19 protein-coding genes and 1 pseudogene are annotated in these 21,192 nt (G+C 70.2%); 2 read left to right on the forward strand and 18 right to left on the reverse strand.

Annotated features, from left to right (window positions below; genetic code table 11):
- The first annotated feature begins 68 nt into the window (after positions 1–68).
- A pseudogene (locus tag ACLJQZ_RS05370) lies at positions 69–1,417 on the forward strand (hypothetical protein).
- Between the two features lie 193 nt (positions 1,418–1,610).
- Here the strand turns inward: ACLJQZ_RS05370 and ACLJQZ_RS05375 are convergent.
- The 15 genes from ACLJQZ_RS05375 to pyrR all read right to left on the reverse strand — a co-directional run bounded on the left by ACLJQZ_RS05375 (position 1,611) and on the right by pyrR (position 18,134).
- Positions 1,611–3,728, reverse strand: a complete 2,118-nt coding sequence (locus tag ACLJQZ_RS05375; protein WP_410618931.1) for a primosomal protein N' — start codon at positions 3,726–3,728, stop codon at positions 1,611–1,613.
- A gap of 115 nt (positions 3,729–3,843) precedes the next feature.
- Positions 3,844–5,046 carry a methionine adenosyltransferase gene (metK, locus tag ACLJQZ_RS05380; RefSeq protein ID WP_410619067.1) on the reverse strand — a complete coding sequence of 401 codons (1,203 nt, stop codon included), beginning with the start codon at positions 5,044–5,046 and terminating at the stop codon, positions 3,844–3,846.
- A 93-nt stretch (positions 5,047–5,139) separates the two neighbouring features.
- Positions 5,140–6,360: a bifunctional phosphopantothenoylcysteine decarboxylase/phosphopantothenate--cysteine ligase CoaBC gene (gene coaBC, locus ACLJQZ_RS05385; RefSeq protein ID WP_410618932.1), complete on the reverse strand. Its 1,221-nt coding sequence runs from the start codon at positions 6,358–6,360 to the stop codon at positions 5,140–5,142.
- A complete protein-coding gene (gene rpoZ / locus ACLJQZ_RS05390) occupies positions 6,353–6,622 on the reverse strand; it encodes a DNA-directed RNA polymerase subunit omega (RefSeq protein ID WP_005152353.1) in 270 nt (89 codons plus the stop codon). Before rpoZ ends, coaBC begins: the two co-directional genes overlap by 8 nt.
- Positions 6,619–7,287, reverse strand: coding sequence for a guanylate kinase (gmk, locus tag ACLJQZ_RS05395; RefSeq protein WP_410618933.1), 669 nt, complete (start codon positions 7,285–7,287; stop codon positions 6,619–6,621). The genes rpoZ and gmk overlap by 4 nt, the downstream gene beginning before the upstream one ends.
- Positions 7,284–7,601: an integration host factor, actinobacterial type gene (mihF, locus tag ACLJQZ_RS05400; RefSeq protein ID WP_013224622.1), complete on the reverse strand. Its 318-nt coding sequence runs from the start codon at positions 7,599–7,601 to the stop codon at positions 7,284–7,286. Before mihF ends, gmk begins: the two co-directional genes overlap by 4 nt.
- Before the next feature lie 107 nt (positions 7,602–7,708).
- Positions 7,709–8,557 carry an orotidine-5'-phosphate decarboxylase gene (pyrF, locus tag ACLJQZ_RS05405; protein ID WP_410618935.1) on the reverse strand — a complete coding sequence of 283 codons (849 nt, stop codon included), beginning with the start codon at positions 8,555–8,557 and terminating at the stop codon, positions 7,709–7,711.
- Positions 8,554–11,868, reverse strand: coding sequence for a carbamoyl-phosphate synthase large subunit (carB, locus tag ACLJQZ_RS05410; RefSeq protein WP_410618937.1), 3,315 nt, complete (start codon positions 11,866–11,868; stop codon positions 8,554–8,556). The genes pyrF and carB overlap by 4 nt, the downstream gene beginning before the upstream one ends.
- Positions 11,868–12,494 carry a DUF4276 family protein gene (locus ACLJQZ_RS05415; protein WP_410618939.1) on the reverse strand — a complete coding sequence of 209 codons (627 nt, stop codon included), beginning with the start codon at positions 12,492–12,494 and terminating at the stop codon, positions 11,868–11,870. Before ACLJQZ_RS05415 ends, carB begins: the two co-directional genes overlap by 1 nt.
- On the reverse strand, positions 12,491–13,693 hold the full coding sequence (locus ACLJQZ_RS05420; RefSeq protein WP_410618940.1) for an AAA family ATPase: 1,203 nt from the start codon (positions 13,691–13,693) through the stop codon (positions 12,491–12,493). Before ACLJQZ_RS05420 ends, ACLJQZ_RS05415 begins: the two co-directional genes overlap by 4 nt.
- A complete protein-coding gene (gene carA / locus ACLJQZ_RS05425; RefSeq protein WP_410618941.1) occupies positions 13,693–14,814 on the reverse strand; it encodes a glutamine-hydrolyzing carbamoyl-phosphate synthase small subunit in 1,122 nt (373 codons plus the stop codon). The genes ACLJQZ_RS05420 and carA overlap by 1 nt, the downstream gene beginning before the upstream one ends.
- The gene (locus ACLJQZ_RS05430; RefSeq protein WP_410618942.1) at positions 14,811–15,305 is read right to left on the reverse strand and encodes a transporter; all 495 of its coding nucleotides are present in this window, start codon (positions 15,303–15,305) and stop codon (positions 14,811–14,813) included. The genes carA and ACLJQZ_RS05430 overlap by 4 nt, the downstream gene beginning before the upstream one ends.
- The gene (locus ACLJQZ_RS05435; protein WP_410618943.1) at positions 15,305–16,591 is read right to left on the reverse strand and encodes a dihydroorotase; all 1,287 of its coding nucleotides are present in this window, start codon (positions 16,589–16,591) and stop codon (positions 15,305–15,307) included. Before ACLJQZ_RS05435 ends, ACLJQZ_RS05430 begins: the two co-directional genes overlap by 1 nt.
- Positions 16,588–17,535 carry an aspartate carbamoyltransferase catalytic subunit gene (locus tag ACLJQZ_RS05440; RefSeq protein ID WP_410618944.1) on the reverse strand — a complete coding sequence of 316 codons (948 nt, stop codon included), beginning with the start codon at positions 17,533–17,535 and terminating at the stop codon, positions 16,588–16,590. Before ACLJQZ_RS05440 ends, ACLJQZ_RS05435 begins: the two co-directional genes overlap by 4 nt.
- The gene (gene pyrR, locus ACLJQZ_RS05445) at positions 17,532–18,134 is read right to left on the reverse strand and encodes a bifunctional pyr operon transcriptional regulator/uracil phosphoribosyltransferase PyrR (RefSeq protein ID WP_410618945.1); all 603 of its coding nucleotides are present in this window, start codon (positions 18,132–18,134) and stop codon (positions 17,532–17,534) included. The genes ACLJQZ_RS05440 and pyrR overlap by 4 nt, the downstream gene beginning before the upstream one ends.
- 249 nt (positions 18,135–18,383) lie before the next feature.
- Between pyrR and ACLJQZ_RS05450 the strand changes: the two genes are divergently transcribed.
- The gene (locus ACLJQZ_RS05450; protein WP_020422358.1) at positions 18,384–18,872 is read left to right on the forward strand and encodes a transcriptional regulator; all 489 of its coding nucleotides are present in this window, start codon (positions 18,384–18,386) and stop codon (positions 18,870–18,872) included.
- A 98-nt stretch (positions 18,873–18,970) separates the two neighbouring features.
- On the opposite strand, the gene nusB is transcribed toward ACLJQZ_RS05450, so the two are convergent.
- From nusB to ACLJQZ_RS05465, 3 genes are read right to left on the reverse strand one after another with little or no spacing between them, the layout of a single operon-like run.
- Positions 18,971–19,426, reverse strand: a complete 456-nt coding sequence (nusB, locus tag ACLJQZ_RS05455) for a transcription antitermination factor NusB (RefSeq protein WP_326947807.1) — start codon at positions 19,424–19,426, stop codon at positions 18,971–18,973.
- Positions 19,426–19,989 carry an elongation factor P gene (gene efp / locus ACLJQZ_RS05460; RefSeq protein WP_323335269.1) on the reverse strand — a complete coding sequence of 188 codons (564 nt, stop codon included), beginning with the start codon at positions 19,987–19,989 and terminating at the stop codon, positions 19,426–19,428. Before efp ends, nusB begins: the two co-directional genes overlap by 1 nt.
- Positions 19,990–20,044: 55 nt before the next feature.
- On the reverse strand, positions 20,045–21,121 hold the full coding sequence (locus ACLJQZ_RS05465; protein ID WP_410618946.1) for a M24 family metallopeptidase: 1,077 nt from the start codon (positions 21,119–21,121) through the stop codon (positions 20,045–20,047).
- Positions 21,122–21,192: the final 71 nt, after the last annotated feature.

Raw genomic sequence — 21,192 nt, forward strand, 5'->3', positions numbered from 1 at the left:
TGCCCCTACCCGGGTTTCGCGGACCCCGGAAGACTCGGCCACGTCGCTCACGACGTGGAGGGAAACCCGTGCGCCTTTCCGCCCTGCTCCCCCTGCTCGCCGCCGTGCCGGTGTTCGCGTTCCCCGGCGTCGCCACGGCCAGGCCCGGCTGCTTCGACACGGCCGTCCCGCTGACCGTGGAGAACAGCGGCTCACCGCGACCATGCCGGCGGGTGGTCCCGCGGTCGGCCCCGAGCTGGTCCGGCTCGCCGGACTGGATCCCTTGGTGGCCGAGGTAAAGCACGATCTCTGCGCGGCGCGAACCCCGCGCCGGGCCGAGCGTGTCGCGACCGAGGCCGGCGACCGGCTGTGGCGGACCGCGGTCGACCGCGCCCAGGGCCGCCGTCCGGACCTCGGCACGCTCGACCGCTTCGACGACCGGCCGCTGTACTGGGCACGGCTGCAGCTCAGCAGCGCGCTGCGGCAGTGGACGCCCGCGTTTCCGTTGCCTGAACGTACTTCTCTGCTCACGGCGTTCGACCGGGGCTCGCGCGGCCTCGACGACGTCCGGTTCCCGCTCGGGAAGACGCGGCGGGTCATGGTGAGCGGGTTCGACCCGTTCCAGCTGGACGGCGCGGGCGTCCGGATCTCGAACCCGGCCGGGGCGTCGGCGCTGCAACTGGACGGGCGCGTGCTGGACACGCCGTCCGGCCCCGCTGTGGTGCAGGCGGTGAGCTTCCCGGTGGTCTGGGGCTACTTCGACGAGGGTGTCGTCGAAGCGGCGTACGGCTCGGCGCTGCGCGACCGCGCGCGGCGGCCCGACGTGCTGATCACGATCAGCCAGGGCCGGCCGGACCGGTTCGACATCGAACGCTGGGCCGGCGCCTGGCGCGGCGGCTTCCCGGACAACAACAACGTGTCGGTGACCGGCGGCGTCCCGCCCGCGGCGGGCTGGCCGCAGCCGGACGTCCAGTTCATCGAGACGACGCTGCCGTACCAACGGATGCTTGCCGCGCCGGCCGGCGCGTACCCGGTGAACTTCAACCAGGCGTTCTGCGTGTGGCCCGACTCGTCGCACCCGGGCGTGGGCGCACCGGTGTGCCGTTCGGACGCTCCGGCCGCGGGCGAGATCGCGGCGTCGGGCGGCGGCGGGAACTACCTGTCGAACGAGTCGATGTTCCGCGCCAACCGGATCCGGCTCGGCTTCGGCCTGACGTCGGTGGCGGGCGGGCACCTGCACACGCCGGTGCTGGGCCAGCCGGCCGACCCGGCGGCGCTGACGGACCCGGACTTCGAGTCCCGCCGCCAGGCGATCGCGGCTCAGGTGGTCACCTTGGCGACAGCCGCCGCGGGCACGTCCGGCCCGGCAACCCCGCCCCCCGCAACAGAATCCCCGCGCGTCGCACTCGAATCCCTTCCCGGCACGGTCCTCAACTGACCACCGTGTCGTCCCGCCAATCACGCGTGTCGACCCTTCGATCACGCGAGATCGCTCCCCGATCACGCGAGTTCGTCTCCGGACACACGAGATCGGAGTTTCCGCATGCGCGACAGGGCTTTCCGCGTGATCCAGCGGGCATCACTCGTGATTGAAGGGGCATCACTCGTGATTGGCGGGTCGACACGAACTGCTAAATGAGTTCCATCGGGTCCAGCTGGATGCGGATCGGTTCCGTGGCCTTACGCGCATCGCGCCGAGCCGCGGCCGCGTGAATTGCCGTGGCCAAGGCTTTGCCTTCGCTGCGGGACACCCGGACCAGCGCACGCTCTCGCTCCGCGTTGCCCTCTTCGTCCACCTCGCCTAGCGGGACCGGGCCCAAGACCTCTCCGGAGGGGGGCAACGGGAGGTCGTCCAGGACGCTCGCTACCGCGTCCGGGGTGCCCTCGACGCTGGCCATGCGCATCGCCGGGGGGAAGCCCAGTTCCCGGCGCTCGGCCAGTTCCTGCGACGCGTGCCACGCCGGGTCCCAGCGGACCAGGGCCTGGACCACCGCCATGCCCGCCTCGGCTCCGACGATGACCCGGCCGCCCTGGGTGGACGGGCGGACCAGCGCCGCCGCGGCCATCCAGCGGCGCAACGTTTCCTCGCCCGCTCGGAGGTCCTGGCGGCCCAGCAATGCCCAGCCGTCCAGCAGCAACGCCGCGCCGTAGCCGCCTTCGGCCACCGGTTCCGCTCCGGGCGTGCACACCACCAGCGCGGGTTTTCCCGGCACTGAAGCGAGCACCTCCGACGCGCCGGACGTGCGGACCGGGATTCCTGGGAACGCCCGGCCCAGTTCCTCCGCCGTCCGCTTCGCGCCGACGATCACCGCTCGCAGGCGGACCGAGCCGCACGCCGAACAGCGGAACGCCGTTTCCGGGACGCCGCACCACCGGCACGCCGGCGGCTTCGGCTGGCCGTCGATCGAACCTCCCGGCAGGGCCAACGGGCCGGCGCAGCGGCGGCAGTGGGCCGACGTGCGGCAGTTTCCGCAGGCCAAGCCCGGCACGTAGCCGCGCCGCGGGACCTGGATCAGCGTCGGGACGCCCGCCGCGAACGCCTGGCGGGCCGCTTCGAACGCGACGGCCGGGAGGCGGGCGACGCGGGCCGCTTCGTCGCGGGCGACGTCGAAGTCCTCGCCGACCGGGGTGACGCGGGGGGCCGCCGCGCGCAGGTCCGTGCGGTCCGCCAGGACCGGGGCCGCCCAGCCCGACTCGACGAGCAGCTGCGCCTCGGCCGTCCGGGCGAAACCGCCGACCAGCAGGGACGCCTTCGCCGTGTGCGCGCGGTCCATCAGCACGTCGCGGACGTGCGGGTACGGCGCGTGCTGGTCGAGGTGCAGGTCGTCGCCGTCGTCCCAGACCACGAACAGGCCGGGCTCGGCGACCGGCGCGAACATCGCCGCCCGCGTGCCGACCACCACCCGCACCGCGCCGCGCAGCACCGCGAGCCAGCGCCGGTACCGCTCGGCGGGCCCGAGCCCGGCGATCAGCGCGACGACGCCGTCTTCCCCCACCAGCGACGCGCACGCCTCGTACACCCGCGTGAGGTCTCGGTGGTCCGGCACGACGAGCACGGCGCCGTGCCCGGCCGCGGCGGCGGTCGCCGCGGCCTCGGCCAGCCGGCGCGGCCAGTCTTCGCCCGGCAGGGCCTGCCAGACGGCGTTCGCGGGCTTTCCTTCGGCCAGCGCCTCCAGGAACGCCGGGCCACGCTGGTAACGCGCCCAGGCCGTGCTGTCGGGCGTCTCCGGGAACGCGGCTGTCGGAGCGGGCGGCTCGCCCTCGACTTTCGCGTGCCGCGGCGGGATCGCGAGCCGCAGGACGTCCGAGAGCGTGCCGCCGTAGCGGTCGGCCACCGCGCGGCAGAGGGCGTGCAACGACGGCGTCAGCACCGGTTCGGCGGAGGTGACGCGGTCGAGGAAGGCCAGTTTGCTGCCGTAGTCGGTCGTCTCGGCGCGTTCGACGAGGTAGCCGTCGACCAGCTGCCCGGCGAACCGGACGCGGACCCGGCAGCCCGGTACGGCGGTCTCGTGCAGCTTCTCCGGCACGCGATAGTCGAAGGTGCGGTCGAGGTGGGCCAGCGGGATGTCGACGACGATCCGCGCCACGGACCGTTCGGGCGCGGGCTGCTGGGCGCCCTTCGCCTTCTCCCCCGGCTTCGGTGCCTTCGACGGCTTCTTCCGGGCGCGCGACGGCACCGCGGCTTTCGCGGCGGCGGGCGGCGGCTCCTCGGGAAGCTCCCAGAGGGCGGCGGGCTCGGAACTGCTCACCCGGAGATCTCTACCAGACCCTTCCGACAGACTCCGACAGCACCGACGCCAGAACGCCGTGAAGGGCACCTTCAGGGCTTATATGTCCCTGAAGGTGCCCTTCACGGCGTGTGAATCAGGCTCCCGCGGCGGCCTTCAGGTCCGCGGCGCGGGCGGTGCTCTCCCACGGCAGGTCCAGTTCCGGACGGCCGAAATGGCCATACGCCGCGGTCGGAGCGTAGATCGGGCGCAGCAGGTCCAGATCACGGATGATCGCCGCCGGACGCAGGTCGAACACCTCGATGATGGCCTGCTGGATCTTCGACGGGTCCACCGTCTCCGTCCCGAACGTCTCCACGAACAGACCCACCGGAGCCGCCTTACCGATCGCGTACGCGACCTGCACCTCGGTCCGCGTCGCCAACCCCGCCGCGACGACGTTCTTCGCCACCCACCGCATCGCGTACGCGGCCGAACGGTCGACCTTCGACGGGTCCTTGCCCGAGAACGCCCCACCACCATGGCGGGCCATGCCACCGTAGGTGTCGACGATGATCTTGCGACCCGTCAGCCCCGCGTCACCCATCGGACCACCGATCACGAACCGACCGGTCGGGTTGACCAGCAGCCGCGCGCTCGAGGTGTCGATACCCAGGTCCGCCAGCTCCGGGCCGACGACATGCTCCTTGACGTCGACGCTGAGCATCTTGTCCAAGTCGATGCCGTCCGCGTGCTGCGAGGACACGACCACGGTGTCGAGCCGCACCGGCTGGTCACCGGCGTACTCGATGGTCACCTGCGTCTTGCCGTCCGGACGCAGGTACGGCAGCACACCGTCCTTGCGGACCGCGGTCAGCCGCTTCGACAGCCGGTGCGCCAGCGCGATCGGCAGCGGCATCAGCTCCGGAGTGTCAGAGCACGCGTAACCGAACATCAGGCCCTGGTCACCCGCACCCTGGCGGTTGATCTCGTCCTCATCCGACTCCACCCGCGACTCGTACGCGGTGTCGACGCCCTGGGCGATATCGGGCGACTGCGACCCGATCGCCACGTTGACGCCACACGAGTTGCCGTCGAACCCCTTCGCCGACGAGTCGTACCCGATCCGCAGGATCACATCCCGCACGATCGTCGGGATGTCGGCGTAGGCCTCGGTCGTCACCTCACCGGCGACGTGGACCTGCCCGGTGGTGATCAGAGTCTCGACCGCGACGCGGCTGCGCGGGTCCTTCGACAGCAGCCCGTCCAGGATCGAGTCGCTGATGGCGTCGCAAATCTTGTCGGGGTGCCCTTCGGTCACCGACTCCGAGGTGAACAATCTGCTGCTAGACGCGGTCACGGTGGCCGTCACTTCCTCACCTTGTCGTCGGATGCCCCGAAACTTAGGCACCCCTTACCTGTGCAAGCGTACTGACTATCGCTCGGGGGACAGTCAATGCTTCATGAAGCCCACCACAGCGTCCCACAGGGTGGACGCGAGCTCGGACTTCTGAGCCAGAGGTATAGGGATTTCCGTGCCGTCGGCGGCCAGCAGCCAGCCCGAGTTGTCCTCGGTGCCGAACGCCTTGCCGTCGCCGACCGCGTTGACCATCAGCAGGTCGGCACCCTTGCGCTTGAGCTTCACACGGGCGTGGTCGAGGACGCTGCCGTGCTCGTCACCGGTCTCGGCGGCGAACCCGACGACGACCTGCCCGCTGCGCCGGTTCCGCACCAGCTCGGCGAGGATGTCGGCGTTGCGGTCCAGGGTGATGACCGGGTCCGGCTGGTCGTCGGACTTCTTGATCTTGACCTCGGCCCGGTTCGCCGGCCGGAAGTCGGCGACGGCGGCGGCCATCACGACGACGTCGGCCGAGGCGGCCGCCTCGTGCACCGCGACCCGCATCTCCTCGGCGGTCGACACGTGCTTCACGGTGCTCCCCGCCGGGTCCGGCAGCGCGACCGTGTGCGCCGCGACCAGGGTGACCTCGGCGCCGCGCTGCGCGGCGACGCGGGCCAGCGCGTAGCCCTGCTTGCCGGACGAGCGGTTGCCCAGGTAGCGGACCGGGTCCAGCGGCTCACGCGTCCCACCCGCTGAGATGACGACGCGGACGCCTTCGAGGTCACGCGGCAGAGCGCCGGGCTTGGCCAGCAGCAGCCGGGCGAGATCGACGATTTCGGCGGGGTTCGCCAGCCGGCCCTTGCCGGTGTCGACACCGGTCAGCCGGCCCGAGTCGGGCTCGGCGACCACCAGGCCGCGGGACCGCAGCAGCGCGACGTTGTCGCGGGTCGCCGGGTGCTCCCACATCTCGGTGTGCATCGCCGGGAAGAAGGCGATCGGGCACCGGGCGGTGAGCAGGGTGTTCGTCAGCAGGTCGTCCGCGATGCCGTGGGCGGCCTTCGCGAGCAGGTTCGCGGTGGCCGGGACGACGAGGACGAGGTCGGCTTCCTTGCCGACGCGGACGTGCTGCACCTCGGGCACCTCGGTGAACACGCCGGTGTGCACCGGGTGGCCGGAGAGGGCTTCGAAGGTGGCCGCGCCGACGAAGTTCAGCGCGGCTTCGGTGGGTACCACGCGGACGTCGTGACCGGATTCGGTCAGTCCGCGCAGGACCTCACAGGCCTTGTAGGCGGCGATGCCGCCGCCCACGCCCAGGACGACGCGGGGGTTACTCACCCTCGGTGTGCTCGAGCAGGCCACCGTGGATCTCGCGCAGCGCGATCGAGAGCGGCTTCTCGCGCGGGCCCGGCTCGACGAGCGGGCCGACGTACTCGAGCAGGCCCTCGCCCAGCTGGGCGTAGTAGTCGTTGATCTGGCGGGCACGCTTGGCCGAGTAGATCACCAGCGCGTACTTCGAGCTGACCTTCTCGAGGAGGTCGTCGATCGGCGGGTTGGTGATGCCCTCGAGCTCTTCGTGCAGGGTCGCCTGAGTCGTCACTCGTGGTGCTCCGAATCCTCTGGTCTACCGGCGGCAAACTGCGCACCGGTAATCAAGCTTAGCAAGTGCTCAGCGGCCTCTCGCACGTCGGCGTTGACGAGGCGCTCGTCGAACTCCCCGGCGGCGGCCAGCTCACGCTCCGCTTCCACCAGCCGGGCCTGCACCGCGGCCTCACTCTCGGTGCCGCGCCCGGTGAGCCGGCCGACCAGTTCCTCCCACGACGGCGGCATCAGCATCACCAGCCGGGCCTCCGGCATCGCCACGCGGACCTGACGGGCCCCCTGGAGTTCGATCTCCAGGATCGCCGGCCGGCCGTCGGCGAGCGCCTTCTCGACGGGCTCGCGCGGGGTGCCGTAGCAGTTGCCCGCGAACTCGGCCCATTCCAGCAGCCGGCCCTCGGCGACCATCGCGTCGAATTCGACGCGATCGACGAAGTGGTAGTGCGCCCCGTCGATCTCGCCGGGACGCGGCTTGCGCGTGGTCACCGAGACGCTGAAGTAGATGTCGGGCTCCAGCTTCCGCAGTTCGCCCACCACACTCGACTTCCCGACCCCGGACGGCCCCGATACGACCGTGAGCCGGTGCCGGGAGAGATCCCCCGTCACCGGCTCACTGCCGCGGTCGGCGCCCCGGCTCGCCGGGTTGTCCTGACCGACGCCGCTCACTCGCCGCTGAACTCGGCCAGCAGCGCCTTGCGCTGCCGGTCGCCGAGGCCGCGGAGACGACGGCTGGGGGCGATCTCCAGTCGTTCCATGGTCTGCTGAGCGCGGACCTTGCCGACGCCCGGAAGGGCCTCGAGCAGAGCCGAGACCTTCATCTTGCCGAGGACTTCGTTCTCCTCGGCCTGCTTCAGCACGTCGACCAGAGTGGTACCGCCCCGCTTCAGCCGCTCCTTCAGCTCAGCACGGATCTTGCGAGCAGCGGCGGCCTTCTCCAGCGCCGCAGCGCGCTGTTCCTCTGTCAGCTGGGGAAGTGCCACGTTTTCCTCCGGTAGTTCTCAAATCTGGGTGGGTGACGCGACGGTACCCACCCGTGAGCACCGGCCACAATGCGGGGGTGGCTGGTGGGACTCGGTTCCGGGGCCTGCTATTGGCCGTTTTCCTGCGGGTCGGCCAGCAGTTCGGCGACACGTTCGACCGCTTGGCGCAAAGCGGGTTGCTCCGGTCCGTGACGCAGCAGGTCACGGGACGATGCGGGCAGCACACCAGGCAGTCCTATACCGAAAAGGGCCCGCAAATCGGCCACAGTGGCACCCTGGGCCCCGAAACCGGGCGCCAGCACGGGTCCGTTGAGCCGCGAAAGATCGAGTTCGCCCGGCGAAACCGTGGCACCGACGACGACACCCACATCGCCGAACGGCTCCGCTCCGTCGTTGAACGCCGCCGCGGAATCGACGATTCCCTGTGCCACGGTGCGTCCGTCGGGCAGCCGCGCGTTCTGCACGGCCGCCGCTTCCGGGTTCGAAGTTCGCGCAAGCACGAAGACGCCGCGCCCCGCGGACACCGCCGTCTCCGCGCATTGGGCCAAAGAGCCGAACCCGAGGTACGGCGAAACGGTGATCGCGTCCGCCGCGACGGCCGCGCCGTCGGCCACGTACGCGGCCGTGTAGGCCGCCATCGTGGAGCCGATGTCGCCGCGCTTGACGTCCAGCAGCACCAGCGCGCCGGCTTCGCGCGCGGTGTCCACCACCCGTTCCAGCACCCGGACACCCGCGGCGCCGAAACTTTCGAAGAACGCCGACTGCGGCTTCACGATCGCCGTGTGCGCCGCCAGGACCTCGGTGGCGGACAGCGCGAACCGTTCGAGGCCCGAGACGTCCACCGGGAGCCCCCAGGCCTCGATGAGGCCCGGGTGCGGGTCGATCCCGGCGCACAGCGGACCGCGGGCGGCGACGGCCTTCGCCAGCCGCGCCCCGAACCGCTCCTGGGCGCTCACGACTTCGCCTTCAGCGCCGCCTGCAGCTCCTGCAGGGACTTGACCCCGATGTCGCCCCGGATGAGCGCCTCGATGCCGTGCACGGCCGCCGCGGCGCCCTGCACGGTGGTCACGCACGGGATGTCGCGCGACACCGCGGCGGTGCGGATCTCGTAGCCGTCGATCCGCGGGCCGCTGTTGCCGTACGGCGTGTTGATGACCATCTCGACGCCGCCCGCGAGGATGAGGTCGACGATGTTCGGCTCGGCCTCGCTGGAGCCCTCGTAGTGCTTGCGCACCACCGTGCAGGCGACTCCGTTGCGCCGCAGTACTTCCGCGGTGCCGGACGTCGCGAGGATCTCGAACCCGAGGTCCGCCAGGCGCTTCACCGGGAACACCAGCGAACGCTTGTCGCGGTTGGCGACCGACACGAACACGCGCCCGGACGTCGGCAGCGAACCGTAGGCCGCGCTCTGCGACTTGGCGAACGCCTTGCCGAAGGAGACGTCGACGCCCATCACCTCGCCGGTGGACTTCATCTCCGGGCCCAGCAGCGAGTCGACGCCGTGGCCTTCGGGGGTGCGGAAGCGGTGGAAGGGCAGCACGGCCTCCTTCACCGCGACCGGCGAGTCGGCCGGCATCCGGCCGCCGTCGCCCTCGGCCGGCAGCACTCCGCTGCCGCGCAGGTCCTTGATCGTCGAACCGGTCATGATCAGCGCGGCGGCCTTGGCCAGCGGCACCGCCGTGGCCTTCGAGACGAACGGCACCGTCCGCGACGCGCGCGGGTTGGCCTCCAGGACGTAGAGGACGTCGTCCTTCAGCGCGTACTGGACGTTCAGGAGCCCGCGGACGCCGACACCGCGCGCGATCGCCTCCGTGGAGCGGCGGACGGCTTCGAGGTCGGTGTGCCCGAGCGTGATCGGCGGCAGCGCGCACGACGAGTCGCCGGAGTGGATCCCGGCCTCCTCGATGTGCTCCATGACGCCGCCGAGGTAGAGCTCCTCGCCGTCGTAGAGGGCGTCGACGTCGATCTCGATGGCGTCGTCGAGGAACCGGTCGACGAGCACCGGGTGGTCGGGGTTGATCTCGGTGGCGCGGCCGATGTAGCCGGCGAGGGTCTGCTCGTCGTAGACGATCTCCATGCCGCGCCCGCCGAGGACGTAGGACGGCCGGACGAGCACCGGGTAGCCGATCTCGTCGGCGATCCGCTTCGCGCCCTCGAACGACGTCGCGGTGCCGTAGCGCGGCGCGGGCAGCCCGGCCTCGGTGAGCACCTCGCCGAACGCGCCGCGGTCCTCGGCCAGGTGGATCGCCTCCGGCGGCGTCCCGACCACCGGGACGCCGGCGTCGGCGAGGCGCTTGGCCAGCCCGAGCGGGGTCTGGCCGCCGAGCTGGACGATCACGCCGGCGACCGTGCCGGACTCCTGCTCGGCGTGCACCACCTCGAGGACGTCCTCGAAGGACAGCGGCTCGAAGTACAGCCGGTCGGAGGTGTCGTAGTCGGTGGACACGGTTTCCGGGTTGCAGTTGATCATGACGGCCTCGAACCCGGCTTCCCGCAACGCGATCGCCGCGTGGACGCAGGAGTAGTCGAACTCGATGCCCTGGCCGATCCGGTTCGGGCCGGAGCCGAGGATGAGCACCTTCGGCTTCTCGGTCTGCGACGCGACCTCGGTCTGCGCGTCGGGGTCGGACTCGTAGGCCGAGTAGTGGTACGGCGTGTTCGCGGCGAACTCGGCCGCGCAGGTGTCGACGGTCTTGAACACCGGCCGCACGCCGAGGCGGTGGCGCAGTGCGCGGACGCCGTCCTCGCCGGCCAGTTCCGGGCGCAGCGCGGCGATCTGGCGGTCGGCCAGGCCGGTGCGCTTGGCGCGGCGCAGCAGGTCGCCGTCCAGCACGGGCGCGTCGCGGACTTCGGCGCCCACCTCGCCGATGAGCGCGATCTGGTCGATGAACCACGGGTCGATGCCGGAGGCCTCGTGCACCTGCTGCACGGTGCCGCCCAGGCGCAGCGCGCGTTCCACTTCGTAGAGCCGGCCCTCGTGCGGCACGCGCAGAGCGTCCAAAGTGGACTCCAGCGTGGCGCCTTCGGGGTCGGGCAGTGTCCAGAACCCGGTGGCCTTGGTCTCGATCGACCGCATCGCCTTGCCGAGCGCCTCGGGGAAGCTGCGGCCGAACGACATCGCCTCGCCGACGCTCTTCATCGTCGTGGTCAGCGTCGGGTCGGCGCCCGGGAACTTCTCGAAGGCGAACCGCGGGATCTTGACGACGACGTAGTCCAGCGTGGGCTCGAACGCCGCCGGGGTCGCCTTGGTGATGTCGTTGGTGATCTCGTCGAGCGTGTAGCCGATGGCGAGCTTCGCGGCGATCTTGGCGATCGGGAAGCCGGTCGCCTTCGACGCCAGCGCGCTCGACCGCGACACCCGCGGGTTCATCTCGATGACGACCATCCGGCCGTCTTCCGGGTTGATCGCGAACTGGATGTTGCAGCCGCCGGTGTCGACGCCGACCGCGCGCAGCACGTCGATGCCGACGTCGCGCATCACCTGGTACTCGCGGTCGGTCAGGGTCATCGTCGGCGCGACGGTGACCGAGTCGCCGGTGTGCACGCCCATCGCGTCGACGTTCTCGATCGAGCAGACGACCACGACGTTGTCGCTGCGGTCGCGCATCAGCTCGAGCTCGTACTCCTTCCAGCCGAGCACGCTCTCCTCGATGAGCACCTCGGTGACCGGCGACTCGTCGAGGCCGGTGGAGGCGAGCCGCTCGAGGTCCGCGGGCGTGTGCGCCATGCCGGACCCGAGCCCGCCCATGGTGAACGACGGCCGGATGACGACCGGCAGGCCCAGCTCTTTTACCGTGTCCCGGACCTCGTCCATGGTGGTGCAGACGCGGCTGCGCGGGGTCTCGGCACCGACCTCGGCGACGATGTTCTTGAACTTCTGCCGGTCCTCACCACGCTGGATGGCGTCGATGTCGGCCCCGATCAGCTCGACCCCGTACTTGGCGAGCACGCCGCGCTCGTGCAGCGCGACGGCGCAGTTGAGCGCCGTCTGCCCGCCGAGGGTGGCCAGGATCGCGTCCGGCCGCTCGACGGCGATGACCTTCTCGACGAAGTCCGGCGTCACCGGCTCGATGTAGGTCGCGTCGGCAAACTCGGGGTCGGTCATGATGGTGGCCGGGTTCGAGTTCACCAGGGACACGCGCAGGCCTTCGCTGCGCAGCACCCGGCAGGCCTGGGTACCGGAGTAGTCGAACTCCGCGGCCTGCCCGATCACGATCGGCCCGGAGCCGATCACCAGCACGTGCTGGATGTCCGTCCTCTTCGGCATCAGTTTCCTTCTTTCACCAGGCGCCGCAGACCGTCGCGGAAGACCTGAAAGCTCTGGGATCGGTTGTTCTCGATGTCCATGTGGGGCGCGACGTCCGAGGCAAGACGCATCTTCTGCAGTCGCGGTCTGTGGTAGCCATGCCCAGCCAGTACCCGTCCGAGCGCTTCCCAGGTGCCACCGACGATCCCGTCGGGATCCCGGAACTGCCGCTGTCGGTCCAGAGATTCCGACACCCTTGGATACGCGGTGCGCAGCGCGGGAACATCACCGAAGAACCAGGACTCGAGCTCCTCAACGATGATCCTGATCAGTACTACAGATTCAAAGGAGGCGGCGGGATCGGAGAGTCCCGCCGCCGAGGCCATCGTCCGCAGGCTCTTCTTGAGTTCAACGCAGTCGTCATCGTCGCGGTCCACAACCACTACGACCTTCACTCGCTCCCACTGCACCCGAGCGGCGTAACCAGCGAACCGCCGCGGAAGCTCCTTGAGCATGGTCGTCTTGCCTCGGAACTCGATGACCTCGAAGTCGACATCCGGCACGATCTTGGGCACGAGATGGTCCAACGCCACCTTCGCCGAGGGTTCTTCCACCAAAACTTCGAGCGTCAACGGATCAGCGTTCATGCCGGCCGCCCCGACCGCGTGAGCGGATCTCCGACGCCGAAGTAACCCTCCATCCACAGGCTGCCCAGCGAGCCACCGGCATCGACCATGGCCATGAGCCGCCTGTTTTGGGAAGCTCGTGCGCACTTGGTGAAGCCATCTTCGTCCCGGTACAACGCCCACATCTCATCCGGGTAGAGGGCATCCGCAAAGTAGGGCGAGTGGGTTGTCACCAACATCTGACTCTTAGCCGCGCCGCCGCGAACTTCCTCGGCGAGCGGGTAGAGCAGCTTCGGGTGTAATTGGTTCTCGGGTTCCTCGATACCTACGATCGGCGCGGGGTTGGGATCGAAGAGGACGGTCAGGTAAGCCAGTAGCTTCAGCGTCCCGTCAGAAATGAACTTCGCCAACACCGGCGTGTCGAACGGCCGGTCTTTGAGCCGCAGCAGCAGTCGACCGTCGGGCATCTGCTCCGAGTCGACTCGCTCAAGGCTCGGCACCCTCCGACTGAGCACATCGAAGATGCTGGCCAGCCGATCAGGATGCCGATCACCGAGGTACTGGATTACGTTGGCGAGGTTGTCCCCTGTTACGGACAGCTTCTCCTGCGGTCCGGACATGGGCTGTTGGCGAACCTGGTCGATGTTCAGGTACGACAAGTACCACCCCGTGATGAACCGCCGCAGAGCAGCGACCTGCGGGTACCGGCTCAACTGTCCGAGGCTGCTGACCGCGAGCAGGTCGGAGCTGTCCAACCGCTCTCCGATCTTGGCACCCTCCCGTTCGTCATAAACGGCACCTTCCCCGCGGGAGAAGTTCAAGATCTCGGTCGGCCTCCCCTGCCCCGGATTCATAGTCCATCGCAAGAGCTCACTGACGACAACTGGCGAACCTGCATCCTCGTCGATCGCCAGCTGGTACGTGATGAGTCTTCCCGTGCCGGGGTCGCGGTACTTCAACTCGAACTGAACCGGCCCGTCAGCACCTCGACTCCGAATCTCGGCGATGCGGTTTCGCCCATCCCACGCTCTGCGCAAATTGGTGCTAAAAGCCTCGTAGAGGAAAGCGAACACATCGAAGACCGTCGACTTGCCGCTGCCATTTGGGCCGAAGAGGACGGTCAGCGGGGTCAACTTCTCGAAGGTGACGTCGCGCAGCACTCGGTAGTTGCGGATGTGAAGGCGCTCAATCGCCGCCTTCGACCTGCCCTGAGCAGCCATCAGGCCTTCTTCTCCATGAGCGTCACGAAGTCGTCGAACAGGGGGGCGGCGTCGTGCGGGCCGGCCGCGGCCTCGGGGTGGTACTGCACCGAAAACGCCGGGACGTCGAACGCCCGCAGGCCTTCGACCGCGCCGTCGTTCGCGCAGTAGTGGCTGACCTGGGCCGCGCCGAAGGGCGACTCGAAGCGCTGCCCGGGCTCGCCTTCGAGGGCGAAGCCGTGGTTCTGCGCGGTGATCGCTACCCGCTTGGTCACGACGTCGATCACCGGGATGTTGATGCCGCGGTGGCCGTAGCGCATCTTGTACGTCCCCAGCCCGAGCGCGCGGCCCAGGACCTGGTTGCCGAAGCAGATGCCGAACAGCGGGATCTCGCGGCCGAGGACCTGCTTCGTCAGCTCGGTGGCGTGCACCGTGGTGGCCGGGTCGCCCGGGCCGTTGGAGAGGAACACGCCGTTCGGCTCCACCGCCAGGACGTCCTCCAGCGACGCGGACGAGGGCAGCACGTGCACCTCGATGCCCCGCTTGACCATCTGGCGCGGGGTGTTGGACTTGATGCCCAGGTCCAGCGCCACGACGCGGAAGCGCGTCTCACCGGAAGGCGAGACGACGTACGGCTTCGGCGTCGAGACCTGGCCGGCCAGGTCGGCGCCCTCCATCTTCGGGCTCGCGAGGACCTCGGCGACCATCTCCTCGACCGTGCCCAGCGCGTCGCCGGAGAAGACCCCGGCGCGCATCGCGCCGAGCTCGCGCAGGTGCCGCGTCAGCGAGCGGGTGTCGACCTCGGCGATGCCGACGATCCCCTGGTTCACCAGCTCGTCGTCCAGGGTGCGCTTCGAGCGCCAGTTGGACGGCGTGCGCGCGGGGTCGCGCACCACGTAGCCGTTGACCCAGATCTTCGCCGACTCGTCGTCCTCGTCGTTCCAGCCGGTGTTGCCGATCTGCGGCGCGGTCTGCACCACGATCTGCCCGTGGTAGGACGGGTCGGTCAGCGTCTCCTGGTAGCCGGTCATGCCGGTGCAGAACACCGCCTCGCCGAGGCTCCGCCCTCGCGCGCCGTACGCCGCGCCGCGGAACACCCGGCCGTCTTCGAGCACCAGTGCGGCCTGAGCGCGCGCGTTCACTGGGCACCTCCCTTGATCTTCAGCTCTTCGATCCAGTGTGGGTAGTCGTCGAGTTCGTCACCGCGGAACCCGGTGTCGAGCTCGGTTTCGCCGGCGCGCCAGGTGATGACCAGCAGGGCGTCGGTGCCCATCACCTTCCCGGCGATCTTCGAGTCCTGCCGGACCCCGGTGACGGCGTCACGCGGGATCCAGAAGTCGGGGGCGCCGCCGCGTTCGACCGCGACGCCGCTTTCGTGCAGCCGCCAGACCGCGCCGGAGCGCAGACCCGCGCCGCGGGTGACGACCCGGTTCTGCCACTCCCCCGCGATCGTCGTCGCGACGTAGACGCCGGTGGACTCGAGCAGGGCCTCGCCCGCCTCGGCGGGGATCTGGTCGAACGGCGGCACCCGCACGCTCTGCGAGCGCGCTTTGCGGCGCCAGCCGAGGTACATGGCCGACAGGCACAGCAGGAAGAAGGCGACGATCGCCAGCACCAGCCACAGGCGTTCCATCAGCAGATCTTCCCGTCCCGGGCGGTGACCCGCCCGCGCAGCAGCGTCGCGGTCACCACGCCGGGCAGCCGCATTCCCTCGTACGGGGTGTTGGCCGCGATGCTGGCCAGCTCGGCACCCCGGACCGTCCACTCGGCATCCGGGTCCACCAGGGCCAGGTTCGCCGGCTCGCCCACCGCGATCGGCCGGCCGTGGTCGGCCAGGTTCCCGATCTCGGCGGGCCGCTCGCTCAGCACGCGGGCGACGCCGCGCCAGTCGAGCAGCCCGGTGCGGACCATCGTCTCGGCCACGATGGACAGCGCCGTCTGCAGCCCGAGCATGCCCGGCCGCGCGGCCGCCCACTCCGTGTCCTTGTCCTGCACCGCGTGCGGGGCGTGGTCGGTGGCGACGCAGTCGATGACGCCCTCCGCCAGCGCGGCCCGCAGCTTCTCGGCGTCGGACTGGGTCCGCAGCGGCGGGTTCACCTTGTTCACCGGGTCGTAGGTCGCCAGGCGCTCGTCGGTGAGCAGCAGGTGGTGGGGCGTGACCTCGGCCGACACCTTCGTGCCGCGGTCCTTGGCCCAGCGCAGCACGTCCGCGGTGCCCGAAGTGGACACGTGGCAGACGTGCAGCCGCGCGTTCGCGTGCAGCGCGAGCAGGCAGTCGCGCGCCACGATGGACTCCTCCGCCGCGGCCGGCCAGCCGGTGTAGCCGAGCCGCGCGGCCTGCTCGCCCTCGTGCGCCTGGGCGCCGACGGTCAGCCGCGGCTCCTCGGCGTGCTGCGCGATGACGACGTCCAGCGCGGTCGAGTACTCCAGCGCGCGGCGCATCAGCAGCGGGTCGGCGACGCAGAGGCCGTCGTCGGAGAACACCTTCACCCGCGCCTGCGACGCCGCCATCGTGCCGAGCTCGGCGAGCCGCTCGCCCTTGAGCCCGACGGTGACGGCGCCGACCGGGTGGACGTCGACCAGGCCGACCTCCTTCCCGCGCCGCCAGACGTGCTCGACGATCACGGCGTTGTCGGCGACCGGGTCGGTGTTGGCCATGGCGAACACAGCGGTGTAGCCACCGAGCGCCGCGGCGGCCGAGCCGGAGTCGATCGTCTCGGTGTCCTCGCGGCCGGGTTCGCGGAGGTGGGTGTGGAGGTCGACGAAGCCGGGCAGCAGAACCTGGCCCGCCGCTTCGATGATTTCGGCGTCCTCCGGGACGTCGACCGCGCCGATCGCGGTGATCACGCCGTCCTCGACCAGGACGTCGACGGGATCACCCTCGCCGTACGGCCGGGCGCCCTTGATCAGGGTGCTCACGCAGCGGCTCCTTCACTGGCCAAGAGGTGGTAGAGGACCGCCATCCGGACGTGCACGCCGTTGCGGACCTGTTCGGTGATGGCCGAGGCCGGGGAGTCGGCGACCGCGCTCGCGATCTCCATCCCGCGCAGCATCGGGCCGGGGTGCAGCACGACCGCGTGGTCCGGCAGCAGCTTCTGGCGCCGTTCCGAAAGGCCGTAGGCGATCGAGTATTCGCGCGCTGACGGGAAAAAGCTCTGCCCTGGGCCCCCGCCAGCCATCCGTTCCTGTTGGACCCGCAGCATCATCACCGCGTCGACCGCGGGCAGCTCGGCGTCCAGGTCGTGCGAGACGGTCACCGGCAGGCTTTCGACGCCGTAGGGCAGCAACGTCGGCGGCGCGACGAGCACCACTTCCGCGCCCAGGGCCGAAAGCAGGTGCAGGTTCGAGCGGGCGACGCGGCTGTGCAGCACGTCGCCGACGATCGCGATGCGACGGTCCTTCAAGGACCCGAGCCGCTCCCGCAGCGTCGCCGCGTCGAGCAGCGCCTGGGTCGGGTGCTCGTGGGTGCCGTCGCCGGCGTTGACCACCGACGTGCCGGGCTCGGCGAGCCAGCCCGCGAGCCGCTGGGCCGCGCCGCTGGCGGGGTGCCGGACGATCACGCAGTCGGCGCCCGCGGCGGCCAGCGTCAGCGCCGTGTCCCGCAGGGACTCCCCCTTGTTGACCGAGGAGCTGGACGCCGAGACGTTGATCACGTCGGCGCTCATCCACTTCCCGGCGATCTCGAACGACACCCGGGTGCGCGTCGAGTTCTCGTAGAACAGGGTGATCACCGTGCGGCCGCGCAGCGTCGGCAGCTTCTTGACCTCGCGGCCGAGCAGCGTGTGCTTGAGCTCGTCGGCGGTGTCCAGCACGGCGGTGGCCACTGCCGGGTCGAGCCCGTCGGTGGCGAGCAGGTGCTTCACGAATCTTCTCCAGGAACGTCTTCGGTCGCGCGGAGCAGCACGGAGTCGCGGCCGTCGATCTCCGCCAGCAGGACGGACACGCCCTCGGTGCGGGCGGTGGGCACGTTCTTGCCGACGTAGTCCGCGCGGATCGGCAGCTCACGGTGACCTCGGTCGACGAGCACCGCCAGCTGCACCGCGCGGGGGCGGCCATGATCACGGAGGGCATCGAGCGCGGCCCGGATCGTGCGGCCGGAGAACAGGACGTCGTCGACCAGGATCACCACCCGGTCGTCGATCCCGCCGGGCGGCAGCTGCGTCTGCTCGAGCGCGCGGGGCGGGCGGCGGCGCAGGTCGTCCCGGTAGAGGGTGATGTCGAGGGCGCCGGTCGGCGGGCGGACTCCGGAGAACTCGCCGATCTTGCCGGCGAGGCGGGTCGCGAGGGGGGTGCCGCGGGTGGGAATTCCCAGCAACACGGGCGGGGTAGTGCTTTCCGCACCGTTCGCGGTCTTTTCGATGACCTGATGGGCCATTCGGGCGATCGTGCGCGCGACGTCGCCGGCCATCAGGAGCTCGCGCTCCCCGGCCGAACCAGCCGCGTCACGGGGTCGTGACGACACTGCGGACTCCTTCCCCGCCTCACCGGACGGGTCCTTAAAGGACGTCTGTTCCCCTGCTGGTCGGGGCTTTCGCACCGACAGTAGCAGGCACTTTGCTCAGCCTTACGGGTGGTGTGGCGTGATTCGCGACAAGCTGCTGCTTGACCTGGTGACAACAATGCGTAACCATTACTCTGAGTATTCGACTCTCAGAGTCCCCTGGACCGGTCACCCCGACCGGGAAAGGGGTGAAGAACGGAGAACGACCAGATGGGCGATTACGCCAAGGCGCTCGGGGCCAAGCTCCGCGGGATCCGCCAGCAGCAGGGCCTGTCCCTGCACGGGGTCGAGCAGAAGTCCGGTGGGCGCTGGAAGGCCGTCGTCGTCGGCTCGTACGAGCGTGGCGACCGTGCCGTCACCGTGCAGAAGCTGGCCGAGCTGGCCGACTTCTACGGCGTACCGGTGGTCGAGCTGCTGCCCGAGGGCCGGGTCCCGTCCGGCGCGGAGCCCGCAACCAAGATCGTGATCAACCTGGAGCGCCTGCAGCAGCTGCCGGCGGAGAAGGTGGGCCCGCTGGCGCGCTACGCGGCGACCATCCAGAGCCAGCGCGGCGACTACAACGGCAAGGTGCTCTCGATCCGGACCGAGGACCTGCGGTCCCTGGCGATCATCTACGACATGACGCCGGGCGAGCTGACCGAGCAGCTCATCGACTGGGGTGTCCTCCCGCCCGAGGCCCGTCCCGCCAAAGAAGACTGATCACTTGTGTGCTGCCGACGCAGTGAGCGTTCCCCGGTGGGGCACCGGAGACGCTCACTGAGCCGTCGGGGGGCATCAGCACACCCGGTGTTCTTCCGTCAGAGCACGGCTCGCAGGCGGTCGGCGATCGTGCCGATCCGGCCCAGCACGCCGTTGACGAAGCGCGGCGAGTCGTCCGTGGAAAGTTCCTTCGCCAGGCCGACGGCCTCGTCGATGGCGACCGGGTCCGGCACGTCTTCGGCCCAGAGCAGCTCGTAGACCCCGACCCGCAGCACCGCGAGGTCGACCTTCGGCATCCGCTCCACGGTCCAGCCCTGCGCGTGCTCGGCCAGCAGCTCGTCGATCTGCGCGCGCCGGGCGGTGACGCCCTCGACCAGGCTGATCGTGTAGTCCCCGATCGGGTCGACCTCGGTCGCGCCGACGCGGTCGGCCAGCAGCGTCACCGGATCGGTGTCGCGCTGCGCGGCCTCGTACAGCATTTCCACGGCACGGCGACGCGCCTGCCTGCGGCTGATCGCGCCGCCGCGGTTCGGGTGGGGCTTCGACGTCGGCATCAGCTGGAGACGCGGCCCAGGTAACGGCCGTCGCGGGTGTCGACCTTGATCTTCTCGCCGGTGGACAGGAACAGCGGGACCTGGATCTCCGCGCCGGTCTCCAGCGTCGCCGGCTTGGTGCCGCCGGTGGAGCGGTCGCCCTGCAGGCCCGGGTCGGTGTGCTGGATGAGGATCTCGACCGAGGTCGGGAGCTCGACGTAGAGCGCCTCGTTCTCGTGCACCGCCACCTGGACCTCGGTGTTCTCCAGCATGTAGTTGGCGTTGTCGCCGACCACCGCGGCCAGCACCGTGATCTGGTCGTAGGTGTCGCCGTCCATGAACACGAAGTCCTGGCCGTCCTTGTACAGGTAGGTCATGTTCCGGCGGTCCACCGTGGCCGTCTCGACCTTCGTGCCCGCGTTGAACGTCTTGTCGACCACCTTGCCGGTGAGCACGTGCTTGAGCGTCGTGCGCACGAAGGCACCGCCCTTGCCCGGCTTCACGTGCTGGAACGCGGTGACGGTCCACAGCTGGCCCTCGAGGTTGAGGACGAGCCCGTTCTTCAGGTCGTTGGTCGTGGCCACGAGCTTGCAGTCTCCTGTGTCGATCTTCGGGTCGATCTTCGGTTCGGGGCCGCCGTCAGACGACCACGAGGTTCTTGGTGCTCAGGGTGAGGAGTTCGGGTTCCCCAGCCCGCACGACGAGCGTGTCCTCGATGCGCACGCCACCGCGCCCCGCGAGGTAGACGCCGGGCTCGACGGTGACCGCCATACCGGCGGACAGTGTACCGACGCCCGTGGCGGCGAGACTGGGCGCCTCGTGGATCTGCAGGCCGACGCCGTGTCCGAGGCCGTGCGCGAAGTGCTCGCCGTGACCGGCGCCCGCGATCACCTTCCGCGCCGCGGCGTCCACTTCGGACACCACGGCGCCCGGCGCGACGGCGTCGACCCCGGCCGCTTGCGCGGTGTACACGAGGTCGTAGACCTCCCGCTGCCAGTCCGCGGGCTCGCCGAGGACGAAGGTGCGGGTCATGTCCGAGTGGTAGCCGTCGACGGTGGCGCCGAAGTCCAGCTTGAGGAAGTCGCCGCACTTCAGCTCGGCGTGCGTGGGCCGGTGGTGCGGGATGGCCGAGTGCGCGCCGGTGGCCACGATCGAGGCGAAGCTCGGCCCGGTCGAGCCGTGCTCCAGCATCCGGTTCTCCAGGTCGCGGGCCACGTCCAGCTCGGTCCGCCCGGGCCGCAGGCCCCCGGTGGCCACCAGGTCGTCGAGCGCGCGGTCGGCCGCGGCGCACGCCTGCCGCAGCGCCTCGACCTCGGCGTCGTCCTTCACCAGCCGCAGGGCCTCGATCAGCCCGGGGGTCCGGACGAGGTCCGCGTGCGTCCGGAAGGCTTCGTACTCCTCGACGCTCACGTGCTGGCTCTCGAAGCCGACCTTCCAGTCCTTCGCGACGCCCTTGACGAGCGTGGCGGCGCTCGCCCGGTCGACGACGGTCTCGAGGTCGGGCACCTCGGCGGCGGCCTGGGTGGTGTAGCGGCCGTCGGTGCAGAAGAGCGTCTTGTCGTCGCCGCCCGCGTACAGCAGCACAGCGGCGTTCGAACCGGTGAACCCGGTGAGGTAGCGGATGTTCAGCAGGTCGGTGACCAGCAGCGCGTCGAGGCCCGCGTCGGTGAGCGAGTCCCGCAGCGCCGCGCGGCGGCGTCCATGGGTTTCAGGCACTTCCCCACCCTAGTGGGGGCGGGGTGGGACCTTCGTCGGTTCCGTCCCCGAGGCCCGGCACCTGATAAGCG

This window comes from Amycolatopsis sp. cmx-8-4, from assembly GCF_046548675.1.
Taxonomy (GTDB): Bacteria; Actinomycetota; Actinomycetes; order Mycobacteriales; family Pseudonocardiaceae; genus Amycolatopsis.

Bases quoted from the DNA above. Each gene is read 5' to 3' on its own strand.
- carB (WP_410618937.1), bottom strand. From the start codon at position 11,868: ATGCCGAAGAGGACGGACATCCAGCACGTGCTGGTGATCGGCTCCGGG.
- ACLJQZ_RS05450 (WP_020422358.1), top strand. From the start codon at position 18,384: ATGGGCGATTACGCCAAGGCGCTCGGGGCCAAGCTCCGCGGGATCCGC.
- ACLJQZ_RS05430 (WP_410618942.1), bottom strand. From the start codon at position 15,305: ATGGAACGCCTGTGGCTGGTGCTGGCGATCGTCGCCTTCTTCCTGCTG.
- ACLJQZ_RS05420 (WP_410618940.1), bottom strand. From the start codon at position 13,693: ATGGCTGCTCAGGGCAGGTCGAAGGCGGCGATTGAGCGCCTTCACATC.
- ACLJQZ_RS05415 (WP_410618939.1), bottom strand. From the start codon at position 12,494: ATGAACGCTGATCCGTTGACGCTCGAAGTTTTGGTGGAAGAACCCTCG.
- nusB (WP_326947807.1), bottom strand. From the start codon at position 19,426: ATGCCGACGTCGAAGCCCCACCCGAACCGCGGCGGCGCGATCAGCCGC.